This is a genomic window from Ramlibacter sp. PS3R-8, from assembly GCF_037572435.1.
In the GTDB taxonomy this organism is placed as follows: Bacteria; Pseudomonadota; Gammaproteobacteria; order Burkholderiales; family Burkholderiaceae_C; genus Ramlibacter.
Genome location: NZ_JBBHGT010000001.1, coordinates 337,392 through 355,753, shown reverse-complemented (window position 1 = coordinate 355,753; position 18,362 = coordinate 337,392). Strand labels below are relative to the sequence as shown.

Sequence of the window (18,362 nt, the reverse complement as noted above, 5' to 3'; positions counted from 1 at the left end):
ACCGATCGTAGGGCGGGTTCGCGGAGCGACCCCGCCGTCCACGACCTCAATGCTTCTCTTTCGCGTGGTTGATCGAATACTTCGGGATCTCGACCACCAGGTCCTTCTGCTCCAGGATCGCCTGACATGACAGGCGCGAGTTCGGCTCCAGGCCCCAGGCGCGGTCCAGCAGGTCTTCCTCGCCCTCTTCCATCTCGTTGAGCGAGGCAAAGCCCTCGCGCACGATGATGTGGCAGGTGGTGCACGCGCAGCTCATGTCGCAGGCGTGCTCGATCTCGATGCCGTTGTCCAGCAACGCCTCGCAGATCGAGGTGCCCGCGGGCGCCTTCACTTCGGCGCCATTCGGGCAGTACTCGGGATGCGGCAGGATCTTGATGACGGGCATGGGTGGAAGGGTCAGATTTCTTCGAGGCTCTTGCCGGCCAGCGCCCGGCGGATGCCCTCGTTCATGCGGTCGGCCGCGAACGCTTCGGTGCCTTTCGCCAGCGACTGCACCGCAGCCTCGACGACGGCCGCATCGTGGCTCTGCGCCGCGGTCTCGCGCAGCGTCGCCATCAGCTGCTCGATGCGCTTGCGTTCGGCAGCCGCGAGCAGGTTGCCGTCCGCATCCAGCGCGCTCTGGGTGGCCAGGATCATGCGCTCGGCGTCGACGCGCGCTTCGGTGAGCGCGCGCGCCTTCATGTCGGCTTCGGCGGTGGTGAAGCTCTCGCGCAGCATGGTGGCGATCTGCTCGTCGGACAAGCCGTAGGAAGGCTTGACGTCGATCTGCGCCTCGACGCCGCTGCCCTGCTCCCGGGCCGACACGTTCAAAAGGCCGTCGGCGTCCACCGTGAACGTCACGCGGATGCGCGCGGCACCGGCCACCATGGGCGGGATGCCGCGCAGCTCGAAGCGCGCCAGGCTGCGGCAATCCGCCACCAGGTCGCGCTCGCCCTGCACCACGTGGATCGCCATCGCGGTCTGGCCGTCCTTGAAGGTGGTGAAGTCCTGCGCCTTGGCGGTCGGGATGGTCTCGTTGCGCGGCACGATGCGCTCGACCAGGCCGCCCATGGTCTCGATGCCGAGCGACAGCGGGATCACGTCCAGCAGCAGCAAATCGCCGGCCGGGTTGTTGCCCGCCAGCTGGTTGGCCTGCACAGCGGCGCCGAGCGCCACCACCTCGTCGGGATTCAGGTTGTTCAGCGGCGGTCGGTCGAAGAACTCCGCCACCGCCTTCTGCACCTGCGGCATGCGGGTGGAACCGCCGACCATCACTACGCCCTGCACTTCGTCCTTGCGCAGCTTGGCATCGCGCAGCGCCTTGCGCACCGCGCCCATCGTGCGCGCCGTCAGTTCGCTGGTCTGCGCCTCGAAATCGGCACGGGTGACGGTCACGTCCACCGAGCGGCCGCCAACGTTCACCGAAGCCGTGACAGTCGCCTGGCCGGTCAGCTGCTCTTTCACTTGCCGCGCCAACATCTTGACTGCAGCCTTTTCGCCCGGCGTCTCCGCCTGCATGCGCGCCAGCTTCAGCATCCAGTCGGCCAGCGCGCGGTCGTAGTCGTCGCCCCCGAGCGCCGAATCGCCGCCGGTGGCCACCACTTCGAACACGCCTTGCGACAGGCGCAGGATCGAGATGTCGAAGGTGCCGCCGCCCAGGTCGTAGACGGCATAGAGGCCCTCGCTGCCGTTGTCCAGGCCGTAGGCGATGGCGGCAGCCGTCGGCTCGTTGATCAGCCGCAGCACGTTCAAGCCGGCCAGCTGCGCGGCGTCCTTCGTGGCCTGCCGCTGCGCGTCGTCGAAATACGCCGGCACGGTGATCACCGCGCCATGCAGGTCGTCGTTGAAGGTGTCTTCCGCGCGATGCCGCAGCGTCGCCAGGATTTCCGCGCTGACTTCCACCGGGGATTTCTCGCCCTCGCGCGTCAGCAGCGTGACCATGCCGGGCTGGTCGCCAAAGCGATACGGCATCTTTTCGCGGTTGGCGATGTCCGCCAGGCCGCGGCCCATGAAGCGCTTGGCCGAGGCGATGGTGTTCTCGGGATCGGTGGCTTGCGCGGCCTGCGCGTCGTGCCCGATCTGGCGCCGGCCCTCTCCGAGGTAGCGCACCACGGACGGCAGGATCACGCGGCCGGAGTCGTCGGGCAGGCATTCGGCGACGCCGTTGCGCACGGCGGCCACGAGGGAATGGGTGGTGCCGAGGTCGATGCCCACCGCGATGCGGCGTTGGTGGGGGTCGGGCGAGGCGCCGGGTTCGGAGATCTGCAGCAGGGACATGGCGTGAAAAGCGTTGCGCCTATTGTCCCAGTTGTGCGAGGCGCGCTTCGACGTCCTCGGCAAAGCGCTCGATGAACATGAGGGCTCTCACGTCCTGCGCGGCCGCCGGCGCATCGCCCTCGAGGTCGAGCAGCTGGCCGATGCGGGCCAGCATCTCGCGCCGCCGTTCAGCCACGCGCCCGGAGATCTCTTCGAGGTCGCCCTCCCCCTGCGCTTCGTCCAGCGCCTCGCGCCATTCCATCTGCTCCATCAGGAACTCGGGGGGCATGGCGGTGTTGTTCTCGGAGTCGATGGGCGCGCCGCGCAGCTCGCACAGGTAGGCCGCGCGCTTGAGCGGGTCCTTCAAGCGCTGGTAGGCCTCGTTGATGCGCACCGACCACTGCAGCGCCGCACGCTGGGCGGCGGCCCCTTCGCCCGCGAACTTGTCCGGGTGCGCTTCGCGCTGCAGGTCCTTCCAGCGGGCGGCGATGGCCGCCGGCTCCTGAGCGAAGCGCTGCGGCAGGCCGAACAGGTCGAAGTCGCTGGACTGCAGGTTCACGCGCGGCACGCTAGACGCGGAAAGACTCTCCGCAGCCGCAGCGATCCCGCTCGTTGGGATTGTTGAAGCGAAAGCCCTCGTTCAGGCCCTCGCGCACGAAGTCGAGCTCCGTGCCGTCGATGTAGGCCAGGCTCTTCGGGTCGATCAGCAGCTTGACGCCGTGGTTCTCGAAGACGATGTCCTCGGGCGCCATGTCGTCCACGTATTCGAGCTTGTACGCCAGGCCGGAGCAGCCGGTCGTCTTGACGCCGAGGCGCACGCCCACGCCCTTGCCGCGCCTGGACAGGTACCGGGTGACGTGCCGTGCCGCGGCTTCGGTCAGGGTCACAGCCATCGGGTCAGTTCGCGTGCTTTTTCTTGTAATCCTGCACCGCCGCCTTGATGGCGTCCTCGGCCAGGATGGAACAGTGGATCTTCACCGGCGGCAGCGCCAGTTCCTCGGCGATCTGGGCGTTCTTGATCGAAGCCGCCTCGTCCAGCGTCTTGCCCTTCACCCACTCGGTGACCAGGGAGCTCGACGCGATGGCGGAGCCGCAGCCGTAGGTCTTGAAGCGCGCGTCCTCGATGACGCCGGTGGCCGGGTTCACCTTGATCTGCAGCTTCATCACGTCACCGCAGGCGGGCGCGCCCACCATGCCGGTGCCGACGCTCTCGTCACCCTTCTCGAAGGATCCGACGTTGCGGGGGTTCTCGTAATGCTCGACGACTTTTTGCGAATAGGCCATTTGGTACTCCGATTCCGTGTTTCTTTGTCAGTGAGCCGACCACTGGATGGTGCTGATGTCGATGCCGTCCTGGTACATCTCCCACAACGGGCTGAGCTCGCGCAGCTTGGCGACGTTCTGCTTGATGGTCGACACCGCGTAGTCGATCTCTTCGGCGGTGGTGAAGCGGCCGATGGTCATGCGCAGGCTGCTGTGCGCCAGTTCGTCGCTGCGGCCCAGGGCGCGCAGCACGTAGCTGGGTTCCAGCGAGGCGGAGGTGCAGGCCGAGCCGGACGACACGGCCAGGCCCTTGATGCCCATGATCAGCGACTCGCCTTCGACGAAGTTGAAGCTCATGTTCAGGTTGTGCGGCACGCGGTGTTCCACGTTGCCGTTGATGAACACCTGTTCGATGTCCTTCAGGCCGTCGAGCAGGCGCTGCTGCAGTGCGCGCACGTGCTCCCGGTCCTTCTGCATCTCTTCGCGGGCGATGCGGAAGGCCTCGCCCATGCCGACGATCTGGTGCGTGGGCAGCGTGCCCGAGCGCATGCCGCGCTCATGGCCCCCGCCATGCATCTGCGCTTCCAGCCGCACCCGCGGCTTGCGGCGCACGTACAGCGCGCCGATGCCCTTGGGACCATAGGTCTTGTGCGAGGCCAGGCTCAACAGGTCCACCGGCAGCGTCTTCATGTCGATCTCGACCTTGCCCGTGGCCTGGGCCGCGTCCACATGGAACAGCACGCCCTTTTCGCGGCAGATGTTGCCGATGGCCGTGATGTCCTGGACGACGCCGATCTCGTTGTTGACGAACATGACCGAGGCCAGGATCGTGTCCGGGCGAATCGCCGCCTTGAACTTGTCCAGGTCGAGCATGCCGTCTTCCTGCACGTCGAGGTAGGTCACCTCGAAGCCTTGCCGCTCCAGCTCGCGCATGGTGTCGAGCACCGCCTTGTGCTCGGTCTTCACCGTGATCAGGTGCTTGCCGCGGGTCGAATAGAAGTTCGCCGCGCCCTTGATGGCCAGGTTGTTCGACTCGGTGGCGCCGGATGTCCAGACGATCTCACGCGGGTCCGCGCCGATCAGGTCCGCGACCTGCTGGCGGGCCTTTTCGACGGCCGCCTCGGCTTCCCAGCCCCACGCATGGCTGCGCGATGCGGGATTGCCGAAGTGCTCGCGCAACCACGGGATCATGGCGTCGACCACGCGCGGGTCCACCGGCGTCGTCGCGCCGTAGTCCATGTAAATCGGGAAATGAGGCGTCATGTCCATTGCTGGCGTCTTCTGCTGGCGGTTGGAATTACTGCTTGGCGAACGAGTTGCCGAGCGCGAACACCGAGTTCGGCCCGTTCACGCGGATCGGCTTGACCACGGGAGCGCTGGAGATCGCGCGCTTGGGCGTCGGCTTGTCTTCGATCTGCATGCCCTTGGCAAGCTGGTCGTCCACCAGCTTCTGCAGCGAGACGGAGTCGAGGAACTCGACCATGCGCTGGTTCAGCGCCGACCACAGCTCGTGCGTCATGCAGCGGCCGCCGTCGCCCTGGCAGTTTTCCTTGCCGCCGCACTGCGTGGCGTCGATCGGCTCGTCCACCGACACGATGATGTCGGCCACGGTGATTTCGGCCGCCTTGCGGCCGAGCGTGTACCCGCCGCCCGGGCCGCGGGTGGACTCGACCAGCTCGTGCCGGCGCAGCTTGCCGAACAGCTGCTCGAGGTAGGACAGGGAAATCTGCTGGCGCTGACTGATCGCCGCCAGCGTGACGGGGCCATTGTTCTGGCGCAGTGCCAGATCGATCATTGCAGTGACCGCAAAGCGGCCTTTGGTCGTGAGACGCATCGCTAGCTCCTTGTGTTGCTGGCTTGCTTTTCCATACCCGGCGCGGCACCCGCCGCACGCGGTCGTCTCCCACCCATGGGGTTCCTGACTATTTCCGTCAAGTATAGCAGAAAACCCCACTGGCCCGCTCGGGTACTCAGGTCTTTCTGCAGTGCAGCATCTCGCGACGGGACGGGGCGCGCTTCGGCCAAAGCCCACAGCCGGACGCAGAAGGCGCGGAAGTTACGCAGAAGGCGCAAAAGGAACCGAATCCAAATCCTTTTTTCTTGGTTTTTTCTGCGGCTTCTGCGTAACTTCTGCGCCTTCTGCGTCCGGAAGTTCTATCCCTTCTTCTTGCCCGCGTCGATCGGTACCACGTTGTCGTGCACGACGGCGCCGAAGGCTTGTTCCTTGAGGATGGCAAGCTGGTCGCGGACGCGGGCCGCCTTCTCGAATTCCAGGTTGCGGGCGTGCTCCAGCATCTGCTTTTCCAGCTGCTTGATGCGCTTGGAGATGTCCTTCTCGGTCATGTCCTCGACCATCGCGCGCTGCAGTTCCTGCTTTTCCTTCTCCTTGCTCGCCTTCTCGCTGTAGACCCCGTCGATCATGTCGCGGATCTGCTTCTGGATGCTGCGCGGCGTGATGCCGTGCGCCAGGTTGTGGGCGACCTGCTTGGTGCGGCGGCGATCGGTTTCGTCGATCGCCTTCTTCATCGAGTCGGTCACGCGGTCCCCGTACAGGATCGCCTTGCCGCTCAGGTTGCGCGCAGCCCGGCCGATGGTCTGGATCAGCGAGCGCTCGGCGCGCAGGAAGCCTTCCTTGTCGGCGTCCAGGATCGCCACCAGCGACACCTCCGGGATGTCCAGGCCTTCGCGCAGCAGGTTGATGCCCACCAGCACATCGAACTGGCCCAGGCGCAGGTCGCGGATGATCTCCACGCGCTCCACGGTGTCCACGTCGCTGTGCAGGTAGCGCACCTTCACGCCGTTGTCGCTGAGGTAGTCGGTGAGCTGCTCCGCCATGCGCTTGGTCAGCGTGGTGATCAGCACGCGTTCGTGCTTTTCGACGCGGATGCGGATTTCCTGCAGCACGTCGTCCACCTGGTGGGTGGCCGGCCGCACCTCGATCTCCGGGTCGATCAGGCCGGTGGGGCGCACCAGCTGCTCGACCACCTGGCCGGCGTGCGTCTTCTCGTAATCGGCGGGCGTGGCCGACACGAAGATCACCTGCCGCATGCGCGTCTCGAACTCCTCGAACTTCAACGGCCGGTTGTCCATGGCGGAGGGCAGGCGGAAGCCGTACGCCACCAGCGTCTCCTTGCGCGCGCGGTCGCCCGCATACATGCCATTGAGCTGCCCGATCATCTGGTGGCTCTCGTCCAGGAACATCAGCGCGTCCTTGGGCAGGTAATCCGTCAAGGTGGATGGCGGTGCGCCGGGCGGCGCGCCGGAGAGGTGGCGCGTGTAGTTCTCGATGCCCTTGCAGTGACCCAGCTCGGCAAGCATCTCCAGGTCGAACCGGGTGCGCTGCTCCAGCCGCTGCGCCTCCACCAGCTTGCCTTCCTTGACGAAGAAGTCCAGGCGTTCCCGCAGCTCCTGCTTGATCGACTCCACCGCCCCCACCACCTTCTCGCGCGGCGTGACGTAATGGCTCGAGGGATACACGGTGAAGCGCGGCACCTTCTGCCGGATGCGGCCGGTGAGCGGGTCGAACAGCTGCAGCGACTCGACCTCGTCGTCGAACAGCTCGATGCGGATCGCCAGTTCGGAGTGTTCCGCCGGGAAGATGTCGATGGTGTCGCCCCGCACGCGGAAGGTGCCGCGGGCGAAATCCTGCTCGTTGCGGTTGTACTGCATGCGGATCAGCTGGCCGATCACGTCGCGCTGACCGATCTTGTCGCCCACCCGCAAGATGAAGCGCATCTGGGTGTAGTCCTCGGGGGCCCCGATGCCGTAGATCGCCGAGACGGTCGCCACGATCACCGTGTCGCGCCGCTCCAGCACGCTCTTGGTCGCCGACAGGCGCATCTGCTCGATGTGCTCGTTGATCGAACTGTCCTTCTCGATGAACAGGTCGCGCTGCGGAACGTACGCCTCGGGCTGGTAGTAGTCGTAGTAGCTGACGAAGTACTCGACCGCGTTCTTGGGGAAGAACTCGCGGAATTCGGAATACAACTGCGCCGCCAGCGTCTTGTTCGGCGCGAACACGATCGCCGGCCGCCCGAGCCGGGCGATGACGTTGGCCATGGTGAACGTCTTGCCGGAGCCGGTGACGCCCAGCAGGGTCTGGAAGACCTCGCCGTCCCTGACGCCTTCCACGAGTTTCTCGATGGCCTGCGGCTGGTCGCCGGCGGGCGGGTAAGGCATGAACAGCTCGAAGGGGGAGTCCGGGAACGTGAGGAATTCGCCTTTTTTCTCTTCCTGCTGGGCCTCCGTGGCCCCGGGTATTGCACTCATTCGGGAAGTCCCTGATACGACACATTAAAATTGCGGGCAGCCGGCCAGCGTACAACAGGCCGGGCGATCGTGCCACCGCAGCCAAGGAACCCCATGTCTCTCTTCACCGCCGTCGAAATGGCGCCCCGCGACCCGATCCTGGGCCTGACCGAACAGTTCGTCGCCGACACCAATCCGAAGAAGGTGAACCTCGGCGTGGGGGTGTATTACGACGACAACGGCAAGCTGCCGCTGCTGGAGTGCGTGCAGAAAGCGGAAGAAAAGATGATGGCCGCCCACGCGGCCCGCGGCTACCTGCCCATCGACGGCATTGCCGCATACGACGCCGCCATCAAGAGCCTGGTATTTGGGGCCGATTCCGAGCCGGTCAAGGCCGGCCGTGTCGCGACCGCGCAGGCGTTGGGTGGCACTGGAGGCCTGCGCGTCGGCGCGGACTTCCTGAAGAAGCTCAATCCCGGGGCGAAGGTCCTGATCAGCGACCCGAGCTGGGAGAACCACCGCGGCATTTTCACGCAGGCCGGCTTCCCGGTTGAAAACTACCCCTATTACGACGCCGCCAAGCGCGGCATCGACTTCGACGGCATGCTGACGGCGCTGGATACCGCGGAGGCCGGCACCATCGTCGTGCTGCACGCCTGCTGCCACAACCCGACCGGCTACGACCTGACGCCCGCCCAGTGGGACCAGGTGGTCGCCGCGGTCCAGCGCCGCAAGCTGGTGGCGTTCCTCGACATGGCGTACCAGGGCTTCGGACAGGGCATCGTCGAGGACGGGGCGGCCGTGCAGAAGTTCATGGCGTCGGGCGAGGACTTCTTCGTCTCCACCTCCTTCTCCAAGAGCCTGAGCCTGTATGGCGAGCGCGTCGGCGCCCTCTCGGTGCTGTGCCGGAACAAGGAGGAAGCGTCTCGCGTGCTCTCGCAGTTGAAGCTGGTCATCCGCACCAACTACAGCAACCCGCCCACGCACGGCGGCCAGATCGCCGCCACCATCCTCAATACGCCGCAACTGCGCGCGCTGTGGGAGCAGGAGCTGGCCGGCATGCGCATGCGCATCAAGCAGATGCGCACTGCGCTGGTTGCCAAGCTCAAGGAAAAGGGGGTGCAGCGCGACTTCAGCTTCATCACGCAGCAGGTCGGCATGTTCAGCTACTCGGGCTTGACCAAGGAGCAGATGGTGCGCCTGCGCGATGAATTCGGCGTCTACGGCATCGACACCGGCCGCATCTGCGTGGCGGCCCTGAACACGAAGAACCTGGACTACGTGACGGAATCGATCGCCAAAGTGGTCCAGTAACGACAGCGCTGGCACAGCCTGACGCCTGGCCGAAGTTCCTGGCTCATCGGTAGTTCCACGTGCACCAGCCTGGGGGCCAGGCTGGTATATTGCACTGCAACAACCCGGATCGCCCATGCTCTACCAGATTTACGAAGCGCAACGCTCCCTCATGGAGCCGTTCGCCGATTTCGCCCTGGCGGCCTCCAAGCTCTACAGCAATCCGCTTTCGCCCTTCGGGCAGCATCCCCTCGCGCAGCGCATGTCCGCCGGCTACGACCTGGTCTACCGCCTGGGCAAGGACTACGAGAAGCCGGTGTTCGGCATCACGACGGTCACCGTGGACGGCGTCGAACTGGCGATCCACGAACGCGTCGAGATCGACAAGCCGTTCTGCGAACTGCGCCGCTTCAAGCGCTTCTCGGACGATGCCAAGATGCTGGACCGCCTGAAGGGACAGCCTGCGGTGCTGATCGTGGCCCCGCTCTCCGGCCACTACGCCACGCTGCTGCGCGACACCGTGCGCACCATGCTGCGCGACCACAAGGTCTACATCACCGACTGGCGCAACGCCCGCATGGTGCCGATGGAGCAAGGGGAATTCCACCTCGACGACTACGTCAACTACGTGCAGGAATTCATCCGCCACCTGCAAGGCGAGTACGGCAACTGCCACGTGATCAGCGTGTGCCAGCCGACGGTGCCGGTGCTGGCCGCGGTGTCGCTGATGGCCAGTCGCGGCGAGAAGACGCCCTTGACGATGACGATGATGGGCGGCCCCATCGACGCCCGCAAGTCGCCCACCGCCGTCAACAACCTGGCGATGAACAAGAGCTTCGAGTGGTTCGAGTCGAACGTGATCTACCGGGTGCCGACCAGCTTCCCGGGCGCCGGCCGCCGTGTGTACCCCGGCTTCCTGCAGCACTCGGGGTTCGTCGCCATGAACCCGGACCGGCACCTGTCCAGCCATTACGACTACTTCAAGCACCTGATCGCGGGTGACGACACCAGCGCCGAGGCGCACCGGCAGTTCTACGACGAGTACAACGCCGTTCTCGACATGGACGCGGACTACTACCTGGAAACCATCCGGGTGGTGTTCCAGGAATTCCAGCTGGTCAACGGCACCTGGGATGTCATCAGCCCCGAGGGCGACCTCGAGCGCGTGCGGCCGGAGGACATCACCACCACGGCGCACTTCACCATCGAGGGCGAGCTGGACGACATCTCCGGCTCCGGCCAGACCGAGGCGGCGCACGGCCTGTGCGTCAACGTGCCGAAGGCGCGCCAGAAGCACCTGGAAGTGGCGGGCGCGGGCCACTACGGCATCTTCAGCGGCCGGCGCTGGCGCGACGTGGTCTATCCGCAGGTCCGCGACTTCATCCTGAAGTTCAACGAGACCGGCCCCGCCACCCCCGCCAGGTCCCCGGCCCGCAAAGCCAGCGTGGCTGCCGCCCGCCGCACGCCGGTCAAGGCGCGCACCACGGCATCGGCGCGCGCGCCCCGCAAGTGAGCCCGCAGGCGGCGCGCCTGCACGCCGCCCTGCCCCAGACCCAATGCACGCGCTGCGGCTACCCGGATTGCGCCGGGTACGCGCAAGCCATGGCCGAGGGTGAAGCCGACATCAACCAATGCCCGCCGGGTGGCGCGCGTGGCATCGTGCGGCTGGCCGCGATCACCGGCCGTCCCCCCCGCGCGCTGAACCCCGACAACGGGATCGAGGGCCCGCGACTCATGGCGGTGATCGACGAGGCCTGGTGCATCGGCTGCACGCTGTGCCTGGACGCCTGCCCCACCGATGCCATCCTCGGCGGCAACAAGCGCATGCACACCGTGATCGAGCCGTACTGCACCGGTTGCGAACTGTGCGTGCCGGTATGCCCGGTGGACTGCATTTCGCTGGAGAACGTCACGGGCGAGCGCACCGGCTGGAATGCGTGGTCGCAGCCGCAGGCCGACGAGGCCCTCGCGCGCTACGAGGCGCGCCAGGCGCGCAAGCTGCGCGAAGCCGTCGACCACGACGAACGGATGGAGCAGAAGGCGCGCGCCAAGCTGGCCGACCTGCCGGCGCTGACGCACGGCGCCGAAGGCGCGGAACTGGCTCGCAAGAAGTCCGTGATCGAGGCGGCGCTGGCCCGCGCGAGGGCGAAGCGGACCCCGTAGTCCGGTGGTGAGCGCGCAGCCGAACCCCGAGCCTAACCCAGCGCGTCGTTCACCTGTTCGTTGAATTCGGCCTGGTTCAAGGCCGTGCCGATCTCGCGCGGCAGCGCATCGCGCACCGAGAACACGCCCAGGATCTTACGGTCCGGCCCCACCACCGGGAGGTGGCGAAAGCCGCGCTCGATCATGATCAACACCGCATCGGAAACCTTGGTCTCCGGAGGCACGCATTGCGGGTTGGGCGTCATCACCTGCGCCAGCGTGGTCTGCTTGGGCTCCAGCGCCTTGGCCAGCACGCGGGTCATGAGGTCCCGCTCGGTGACGATGCCCAGCAGGCGATCCGGCGGCTCCATCACCAGGATGCTGCCGCAATTGGCCCGCGTCATCGCGCACGCGGCCTCCCACACGCTGTGCTGCGGCCCGAGGCTCAGGACGTGCTTCTTCGGGATCGACTGGAACACCGTGCGTTCGGCCATTGCGGTCTCCGTCCCGCCGCTAGCGCAGCGAGTGGTTGATCTTCGCCAGAACCGCGGCTCCTGGACAGAGCGAGGGCGCTTCCAGCGCGTTGAGCGGACGAGCGGTCGTGTTCAGCGCCGTGTGCAGGTCGGTCGCCAGCGGGTCGACGTACAGCAGGCCCGTCACCACCTCGCCACGCGCCTGGTGCGCCTGCATGAAGGCCATGGCGGCGGCACGGTCGGTCGGGTCGTAGTCCGCATGCCGGGTTCGCAGGCGCAGCAGCGTTCCGTCGTGCTGGCGCACGTCCACCACCTGCCCCGGCGGGGCCTGGGCCGTGATCTCGTCGCGCTTCGAGATGAAGTCGATGCGGCTGACGGACTCGTTGTGTTCCCGGATGTAGTCGTAGCTCTTGGTGCTGCCCGGGTGGTTGTTGAAGGCCACGCACGGGCTGATGACGTCGATGAAGGCCGCGCCGCCGTGCGTCATCGCGCCCTTGATCAGCGGCACCAGCTGCTCCTTGCTGCCGGAGAAGCTGCGTGCCACGTAGGTCGCACCCAGTTGCAGCGCCATGGCGACCAGGTCCACCGGGCTGTCGCTGTTGGTCACGCCTTTCTTGCTCTTGCTGCCGCTGTCGGCGGTGGCGGAGAACTGGCCCTTGGTCAGGCCGTACACGCCGTTGTTCTCCACGATGTAGGCCATCCGTACGCCGCGCCGCATCGCGTGCGCGAACTGGCCCAGGCCAATCGAGGCGGAATCGCCATCGCCGGACACGCCGAGGTACAGCAGGTCGCGGTTGGCCAGGTTGGCGCCGGTCAGCACCGACGGCATGCGGCCGTGCACGGTGTTGAAGCCGTGCGAGGCGCCGAGGAAGTAGTCGGGGGTCTTCGAGCTGCAGCCGATGCCCGACAGCTTGGCCACCCGATGCGGCTCGATGTCCAGCTCCCAGCACGCCTGGATGATGGCCGCCGAGATGGAGTCGTGCCCGCAGCCGGCGCAGAGGGTGGAGATCTTGCCCTCGTAGTCCCGCCGGGTGTAGCCCACCCGGTTCTTCTCCAGCGACGGGTGGCGCAGCTGCGGCTTGGCGATGTAGGTCATTGCACTTTCTCCCGCTGCGCCTGGACATGCGTGGTGATGGCCTGGGTGATGAAGCGCGCCGTGATCGGCGTGCCGTCGTAATGCAGCACCTTCACCAGCTGGCGTGGCGAGATGTCGAGCTCGTTGACCAGCAGGCTGCGCATCTGGGCGTCGCGGTTCTGCTCCACCACGAAGACGCGCTCGTGCCTGGCGATGAAGTCCGCGACACTCGCCGGGAACGGAAAGGCGCACAGCCGCATGGCGTCGAGGTGGATGCCCTGCGCCGCCATCACGCCCAGCGCTTCCTGCATCGCCGGGCTGGTGGAGCCGAAGTAGATGACACCCAGGGGCGTCTCGGCGGCGGCGCGCTGGATCACGGGCTGCGGCACCAGCGCGGCCGCCGTCTCGAACTTGCGCAGCAGCCTTTCCATGTTGTACACATAGTCGGGACCGCGCTCGGAGTAGCGCGCGTACGGATCGCGGGTGGTGCCGCGCGTGAAGTACGAACCCTTGGTCGGATGCGTGCCCGGCAGCGTGCGCCAGGGCACGCCGTCGCCGTCCACGTCCTTGTAGCGGCCGAAATCGCGCCCCGCCTCCAGCTCCGCGGCGCTCATGACCTTGCCGCGATCGTATTGCGCGGCGTCATCCCAGTGGAACGGCCGGCACAGGCGCTGGTTCATGCCGATGTCCAGGTCGGTCATCACGAACACCGGCGTCTGCAGGCGTTCCGCCAGGTCCAGCGCGCGGGCGGCGTGCTCGAAGCATTCGTGCGGGTCCTGCGGGAACAGCAGCACGTGCTTGGTGTCGCCGTGCGATGCGTAGGCGCACGCCACCACGTCGGCCTGCTGCGTGCGGGTGGGCATGCCGGTGGAGGGGCCGCCGCGCTGCACGTTGATGATGGTCACCGGGATCTCGGCAAAGTAGGCCAGCCCGATGAATTCGGTCATCAGGGACACGCCGGGGCCGGAGGTCGCGGTGAATGCGCGCGCGCCGTTCCAGCCAGCGCCCACCACCATGCCGATCGAGGCGATCTCGTCCTCGGCCTGCACGATCGCGTAGCGATGCTGCCCGGTGTCCGGATCCACGCGCAGCTTGCTGCAATAGCGCTCGAAGGCTTCCGCCACCGAGGACGACGGAGTGATCGGGTACCACGCCGCCACCGTGGCGCCGCCGTACACACAGCCCAGTGCGGCCGCGGCGTTGCCGTCCACGAAGATCTGGTCGCCCACGCGGTCGGCCTTGCGCACGCGCAGGCCCAGCGGCCAGTCGAGGTGCTCGTGCGCGAATTCGCGACCGAGCTGCAGCGCCTGCACGTTGGAGGCCAGCAGCTTTTCCTTGCCCTTGTACTGCTCGCCGAACAGCTTCTCGATCTCGGCGGGGTCGATCTCCAGCAGCACCGACAAGGCGCCGACGTACACGATGTTCTTGAACAGCTGGCGCTGGCGCGGGTCGGAGTAGACGGCGTTGCAGATTTCCGTGAGTGGCATGCCGATGACGTTGATGTCGGCGCGGAAGGCGGACGGCGGCAGGGCACGCGTGTTGTCGTAGAAGAGGTAGCCGCCGGGCGACAGCTCCGCCACGTCGGCGTCCCAGGTCTGCGGGTTCATCGCCACCATCATGTCCACGCCACCGCGCCGGCCCTGCCAGCCCTGCTCGCTGACGCGCACTTCGTACCAGGTCGGCAGGCCCTGGATGTTGCTCGGGAAGATGTTGCGCGGGCTCACCGGCACGCCCATGCGCAGGATGGCCTTGGCGAACAGCTCGTTGGCGGACGCCGAGCCGGACCCGTTGACGTTGGCGAACTTGATGACGAAATCGTTGACGGCTTCGATCCTGCTCATGCCAGGGCCTCCTGCGGCGCGCGCTGCGGCCGGCCCAGGCCCGCCACTGCCGTCTTGAACAGGAACTTCTGCATGTCCCAGGCGCCGGTGGGGCAGCGCTCGGCGCACAGGCCGCAGTGCAGGCAGACGTCCTCGTCCTTCACCATCACGCGGCCGGTCTTCAGCTGCCCGGACACGTACAGGTCCTGCGCCAGGTTCAGCGCGGGCGCCTTCAGGCGCTGGCGCAGGTCCGGCTCCTCGCCGTTGGCCGTGAAGGAGATGCAGTCCATCGGGCAGATGTCGACGCAGGCGTCGCATTCGATGCAGGTCGACTGGTTGAACACCGTCTGGACGTCACAGTTCAGGCAGCGCTGCGCCTCGTTGAATGCGGTGGCGGCGTCGAAGCCCAGTTCCACCTCCACGCGGATGCTGGCCAGCGCCATCTCCGCCTTGGCCCACGGCACCTTGTGGCGGTTGTCCAGCGACGTGGCGTTGTCGTAGCTCCATTCGTGGATGCCCATCTTCTGGGACATCAGGTTGACGATGGGACCGGGGCGGGCGCGCGGGTCCTGCCCCTCCAGCAGCAGGTCGATCGACACCGCCGCCTCGTGGCCGTGGGCGACCGCCGTGATGATGTTCTTGGGACCGAAGGCAGCGTCCCCGCCGAAGAAGACGTTCGGCACGCTGGACTGGTGGGTGCCCTTGTCCAGTTCCGGCAGGCCCCAGCGGTCGAAGGCGATGCCCGAGTCCCGCTCGATCCAGGGGAAGGAGTTCTCCTGCCCTACCGCGATGAGCACCGAGTCGCAAGGGAACAGCACGTCCGGCTCGCCGGTGGGCACCAGGTTGCGCCGGCCCTGCGCGTCGTATTCGGCGCGCACCACCTCGAACGTCATGCCGGTCAGCCGGCCGGACTCGTGCACGAACGATTTGGGCACATGGAAGTTGATGATCGGGATGCCCTCGTGCATGGCATCCTCCTTCTCCCAGGGCGAGGCCTTCATCTCCTCGAAGCCGCTGCGCACGATGACCTTCACGTCCGCGCCGCCGAGCCTGCGCGCCGAGCGGCAGCAGTCCATCGCCGTGTTGCCGCCGCCAAGCACGATCACCCGCTTGCCGATCTCGGTGATGTGCCCGAAGGAGACGGATGCCAGCCAGTCGATGCCCACGTGGATCTGCGCCGCCGCTTCCTGCCGGCCCGGCAGGTCGAGGTCGCGGCCGCGCGGCGCGCCGCAGCCGACGAAGATGGCGTCGTACCCTTCCGCCATCAGGGCCTTCATCGACGTGATGGAGCGGCCGGCGACGAAGTTCACGCCGAGATCGAGCACGTAGCCCGTCTCCTCGTCGATCACCTCCTCCGGCAGGCGGAAGTGCGGGATCTGCGTGCGCATGAAGCCGCCCGCCTTCTGCTCGCCTTCGAACACGGTGACTTCATAGCCGAGCGGCGCGAGGTCGCGAGCGACCGTGAGCGATGCAGGACCGGCGCCGACGCAGGCGATGCGGCGGCCGTTGCTCGGGGCCCGGCCCGGCATGCGGCTTTGCACGTCCCCCTTGTGGTCGGCCGCCACGCGTTTGAGGCGGCAGATGGCCACAGGTTCGGGGGCGCCGGTGTTGCTTTCTTCGACCCGCCCACGCCGGCAGGCGGGTTCGCAAGGCCGGTCGCAGGTGCGTCCGAGGATGCCGGGGAAGACGTTGGACACCCAGTTGACCATGTAGGCATCGCCGTAGCGGCCCTGGGCGATCATGCGGATGTATTCGGGGACAGGGGTGTGCGCGGGGCAGGCCCACTGGCAATCCACCACCTTGTGGAAGTACGCCGGATCGGCGATGTTCGTCGGCTGCAAGGACGGGCCTCCTGGACTGCGGGCCCAAGGGGCCGCCGGTTCAGTCTACGCCCGCCCCGGGGCGCTTCGCCCCGTGGATTCCACTAGGCCGGGGAACGATCAAGCGTCACCGGCGACAGGCACGCGCTGGGGCTTGCCGGTCCGGGTCAGCCAGCGCGCCGCGAAATTCAGCCCATTGAGCCGGTCGCCAAACAGGGGGCCCTGCCCCTGGTCCCAGCCGTTTTTCTTGAGCACCGACAGCTGCTGCGCAGTGGTGATGCCGGGAGCGACGCAGTTCAGCTTCAGCCGGCGGGCGAGGTCGCCCATGCCGAGAACGATCCCCTGCACGAGGGCGTCGTTGTCCATGTCGCGGATGAAGCTCTCGTCCACCTTGACCTCGTCGCAGGCCAGCCTGCGCAAGTGGATGGCGGACGCCGAGCGGCCGAACCGGTCCAGGGACACGCGCACGCCGCTCTTGCGCAGCAAGGCGATGGCCGCCGTGTCCTTGGCGGGCAGGTTCTCGAGCGCCGCCACTTGCTGCAGTTCCAGTGACAGGTGGCGCGGTTCGATGCCGCCCGCGAGCGCCGCGTTCACCAGGTGACTCAGGTCGCGCGGATGCAGGTTGGCCATGGACGCCTTGACGCCCACCGGAACCGCCTGCAGGCCGGCCGCCTTCCAGGTCTTCATGCTCTTGCGCAGTTGCTCGAACACCCATTCCATCAGGGCGACGTCCATCTCGGAGGTGCCGGCCAGGTCCATCAGCTCGTCGCCCTCGATGACCCTGCCGGAGGCATGGCGCCAGCGGACGATCGCCTGGGCGGCGACCATCCTGCTGGTGGCGAGCTCGACCCGCGGCTCGTACATCAGTTCGATCTCGTCGCGCCCCAGCGCGTGCCTCAGCTCCGCGCCGAGGTCGAGCCGGCTCAGGGCCTGTTCGTTGAACTTCGGCGAAAAGAACTCATACCGGTGCGGGCCGGCCTGCTTGGCATGCCGCAGGGCCAGGCCTGCATTGCGCGTCAGCAGGTCGATGTCCATGCCATCGCCGGGAAACACGGAGACGCCCACGCTGCATGTGACGAGGACCTCGGGGGAGCCGGAGCGGTGGAAGCTGGCCGTGGCGTCTTCGAGCACCTTGCTCATGAAGGCGGCGGCACTGTGCACGCCGTCCATGGCGGGGATGATCACGGCGAACTCGTCACCGTCGAAGCGAAACAGCGTGGGATTGTGGTGCTCCGAGGCCAGCTCGCCCTCGGCTTCGGTCTGCACGCCGCTGGCCAGCCGCTTGGCAAGCCGCTGGAGCATCTGGTCCCCGACGACGCGGCCCAGCGCATCGTTGATCCTGCCGAGGCCATCCACGCCGATGTGCAGGAAAGCCCCGCTGGTGCCGCTGTCCCGCGCGTGCGCCAGCACCTCCGAGGCGACCTTGCGGTACCGCAGCTTGTTCGGCAGCCCGGTCAGCGCGTCGTGCTGGCCGAGGTATTCGCGGTAGGCGCTGGCCGCCAGCGTGTTGCGGATGCGCAGTCCCAGTTCACTGGGGTCCACCGGCTTCGACAGGAAGTCCATCGCGCCCAGGGCCAGCGCCTTGAGCTTCACCTGCGGGTCCGTGCTGCTGGTGAGCACGATCACCGGCACGTGCCGCAACGAGGGGTCTTCCCGCATCGTTGCCAGGATGTCCAGGCCGCTCACCCTGGGCATGCTCAGGTCCAGCAGCAGCACGCCAGGCATTTCGCGCCGCATCATCGCGACCGCCTGCTCGGGCTGGTCGGTCTGCACGAACTGCTTGTAACCCGCTTCCGTCAGGAAGGCCTGGGTCATCTCGATGTTCAGCATCTCGTCGTCGACCATCATGATCAACGCCTCTGACAACGCGGCCACCGTGCGGTTGCGCCAGATCAGCTCCTGTGGCGACAGCGCCCGCAGCTCCTCTTCCGAAAGCCTGTCCTCGCCCGGCGCGAACACGGTCGGCTGGGTCGAGAGCGAGTCCCCCTCCATG

General features: G+C 66.9%; 16 protein-coding genes. 3 read left to right on the top strand and 13 right to left on the bottom strand.

The genetic code is table 11. The features are described 5' to 3' along the window. Positions 1 to 46: 46 nt before the first annotated feature. From fdx to uvrB, 8 genes are all read right to left on the bottom strand, one after another. Positions 47 to 385, bottom strand: a complete 339-nt coding sequence (fdx, locus tag WG902_RS01670; protein WP_340058153.1) for an ISC system 2Fe-2S type ferredoxin — start codon at positions 383 to 385, stop codon at positions 47 to 49. 11 nt (positions 386 to 396) lie between these two features. Next, positions 397 to 2,256, bottom strand: a complete 1,860-nt coding sequence (hscA, locus tag WG902_RS01665; RefSeq protein ID WP_340058150.1) for a Fe-S protein assembly chaperone HscA — start codon at positions 2,254 to 2,256, stop codon at positions 397 to 399. 19 nt (positions 2,257 to 2,275) lie between these two features. Further along, positions 2,276 to 2,794 (bottom strand): Fe-S protein assembly co-chaperone HscB, encoded by a 519-nt coding sequence (gene hscB / locus WG902_RS01660; protein ID WP_340058149.1) that lies wholly within the window; start codon positions 2,792 to 2,794, stop codon positions 2,276 to 2,278. 10 nt (positions 2,795 to 2,804) lie between these two features. Beyond that, positions 2,805 to 3,128: an iron-sulfur cluster assembly protein IscA gene (iscA, locus tag WG902_RS01655; protein WP_340058148.1), complete on the bottom strand. Its 324-nt coding sequence runs from the start codon at positions 3,126 to 3,128 to the stop codon at positions 2,805 to 2,807. 4 nt (positions 3,129 to 3,132) lie between these two features. Further along, positions 3,133 to 3,519: a Fe-S cluster assembly scaffold IscU gene (gene iscU, locus WG902_RS01650; protein WP_332824296.1), complete on the bottom strand. Its 387-nt coding sequence runs from the start codon at positions 3,517 to 3,519 to the stop codon at positions 3,133 to 3,135. Between the two features lie 27 nt (positions 3,520 to 3,546). Next, on the bottom strand, positions 3,547 to 4,767 hold the full coding sequence (locus tag WG902_RS01645) for an IscS subfamily cysteine desulfurase (RefSeq protein ID WP_340058147.1): 1,221 nt from the start codon (positions 4,765 to 4,767) through the stop codon (positions 3,547 to 3,549). 28 nt (positions 4,768 to 4,795) lie between these two features. Further along, positions 4,796 to 5,332, bottom strand: a complete 537-nt coding sequence (gene iscR / locus WG902_RS01640; protein WP_340058146.1) for a Fe-S cluster assembly transcriptional regulator IscR — start codon at positions 5,330 to 5,332, stop codon at positions 4,796 to 4,798. A 320-nt stretch (positions 5,333 to 5,652) separates the two neighbouring features. Further along, positions 5,653 to 7,767 (bottom strand): excinuclease ABC subunit UvrB, encoded by a 2,115-nt coding sequence (gene uvrB / locus WG902_RS01635; RefSeq protein WP_340058145.1) that lies wholly within the window; start codon positions 7,765 to 7,767, stop codon positions 5,653 to 5,655. Between the two features lie 93 nt (positions 7,768 to 7,860). Here uvrB and WG902_RS01630 point away from each other — a divergent pair, with 93 nt between their 5' ends. The 3 genes from WG902_RS01630 to rsxB all read left to right on the top strand — a co-directional run bounded on the left by WG902_RS01630 (position 7,861) and on the right by rsxB (position 11,202). Beyond that, a complete protein-coding gene (locus WG902_RS01630) occupies positions 7,861 to 9,060 on the top strand; it encodes an amino acid aminotransferase (RefSeq protein WP_340058144.1) in 1,200 nt (399 codons plus the stop codon). Between the two features lie 115 nt (positions 9,061 to 9,175). After that, on the top strand, positions 9,176 to 10,552 hold the full coding sequence (locus WG902_RS01625) for a polyhydroxyalkanoate depolymerase (protein WP_340058143.1): 1,377 nt from the start codon (positions 9,176 to 9,178) through the stop codon (positions 10,550 to 10,552). Further along, positions 10,549 to 11,202 (top strand): electron transport complex subunit RsxB, encoded by a 654-nt coding sequence (gene rsxB / locus WG902_RS01620; RefSeq protein ID WP_340058142.1) that lies wholly within the window; start codon positions 10,549 to 10,551, stop codon positions 11,200 to 11,202. Before WG902_RS01625 ends, rsxB begins: the two co-directional genes overlap by 4 nt. A gap of 32 nt (positions 11,203 to 11,234) precedes the next feature. On the opposite strand, the gene WG902_RS01615 is transcribed toward rsxB, so the two are convergent. The 5 genes from WG902_RS01615 to WG902_RS01595 all read right to left on the bottom strand — a co-directional run bounded on the left by WG902_RS01615 (position 11,235) and on the right by WG902_RS01595 (position 18,361). Continuing rightward, positions 11,235 to 11,675 (bottom strand): CBS domain-containing protein, encoded by a 441-nt coding sequence (locus WG902_RS01615; RefSeq protein WP_340058141.1) that lies wholly within the window; start codon positions 11,673 to 11,675, stop codon positions 11,235 to 11,237. 19 nt (positions 11,676 to 11,694) lie between these two features. After that, positions 11,695 to 12,750, bottom strand: coding sequence for a 2-oxoacid:ferredoxin oxidoreductase subunit beta (locus tag WG902_RS01610; protein ID WP_340058140.1), 1,056 nt, complete (start codon positions 12,748 to 12,750; stop codon positions 11,695 to 11,697). After that, positions 12,747 to 14,570 carry a 2-oxoacid:acceptor oxidoreductase subunit alpha gene (locus WG902_RS01605; RefSeq protein WP_340058139.1) on the bottom strand — a complete coding sequence of 608 codons (1,824 nt, stop codon included), beginning with the start codon at positions 14,568 to 14,570 and terminating at the stop codon, positions 12,747 to 12,749. Before WG902_RS01605 ends, WG902_RS01610 begins: the two co-directional genes overlap by 4 nt. Then, the gene (locus WG902_RS01600; protein WP_340058138.1) at positions 14,567 to 16,390 is read right to left on the bottom strand and encodes an FAD-dependent oxidoreductase; all 1,824 of its coding nucleotides are present in this window, start codon (positions 16,388 to 16,390) and stop codon (positions 14,567 to 14,569) included. Before WG902_RS01600 ends, WG902_RS01605 begins: the two co-directional genes overlap by 4 nt. A gap of 99 nt (positions 16,391 to 16,489) precedes the next feature. Beyond that, positions 16,490 to 18,361: a putative bifunctional diguanylate cyclase/phosphodiesterase gene (locus WG902_RS01595; protein WP_340058137.1), complete on the bottom strand. Its 1,872-nt coding sequence runs from the start codon at positions 18,359 to 18,361 to the stop codon at positions 16,490 to 16,492. Position 18,362 lies beyond the last annotated feature (1 nt).

What these genes read in the sequence shown, in the direction of transcription:
- iscU (WP_332824296.1), bottom strand. Translation starts at nt 3,519, where the DNA reads ATGGCCTATTCGCAAAAAGTCGTCGAGCATTACGAGAACCCCCGCAAC.
- hscA (WP_340058150.1), bottom strand. Translation starts at nt 2,256, where the DNA reads ATGTCCCTGCTGCAGATCTCCGAACCCGGCGCCTCGCCCGACCCCCAC.
- WG902_RS01595 (WP_340058137.1), bottom strand. Translation starts at nt 18,361, where the DNA reads ATGGAGGGGGACTCGCTCTCGACCCAGCCGACCGTGTTCGCGCCGGGC.
- WG902_RS01615 (WP_340058141.1), bottom strand. Translation starts at nt 11,675, where the DNA reads ATGGCCGAACGCACGGTGTTCCAGTCGATCCCGAAGAAGCACGTCCTG.
- WG902_RS01610 (WP_340058140.1), bottom strand. Translation starts at nt 12,750, where the DNA reads ATGACCTACATCGCCAAGCCGCAGCTGCGCCACCCGTCGCTGGAGAAG.
- WG902_RS01605 (WP_340058139.1), bottom strand. Translation starts at nt 14,570, where the DNA reads ATGAGCAGGATCGAAGCCGTCAACGATTTCGTCATCAAGTTCGCCAAC.
- iscR (WP_340058146.1), bottom strand. Translation starts at nt 5,332, where the DNA reads ATGCGTCTCACGACCAAAGGCCGCTTTGCGGTCACTGCAATGATCGAT.
- WG902_RS01625 (WP_340058143.1), top strand. Translation starts at nt 9,176, where the DNA reads ATGCTCTACCAGATTTACGAAGCGCAACGCTCCCTCATGGAGCCGTTC.
- uvrB (WP_340058145.1), bottom strand. Translation starts at nt 7,767, where the DNA reads ATGAGTGCAATACCCGGGGCCACGGAGGCCCAGCAGGAAGAGAAAAAA.
- fdx (WP_340058153.1), bottom strand. Translation starts at nt 385, where the DNA reads ATGCCCGTCATCAAGATCCTGCCGCATCCCGAGTACTGCCCGAATGGC.
- iscA (WP_340058148.1), bottom strand. Translation starts at nt 3,128, where the DNA reads ATGGCTGTGACCCTGACCGAAGCCGCGGCACGGCACGTCACCCGGTAC.
- WG902_RS01630 (WP_340058144.1), top strand. Translation starts at nt 7,861, where the DNA reads ATGTCTCTCTTCACCGCCGTCGAAATGGCGCCCCGCGACCCGATCCTG.
- WG902_RS01645 (WP_340058147.1), bottom strand. Translation starts at nt 4,767, where the DNA reads ATGGACATGACGCCTCATTTCCCGATTTACATGGACTACGGCGCGACG.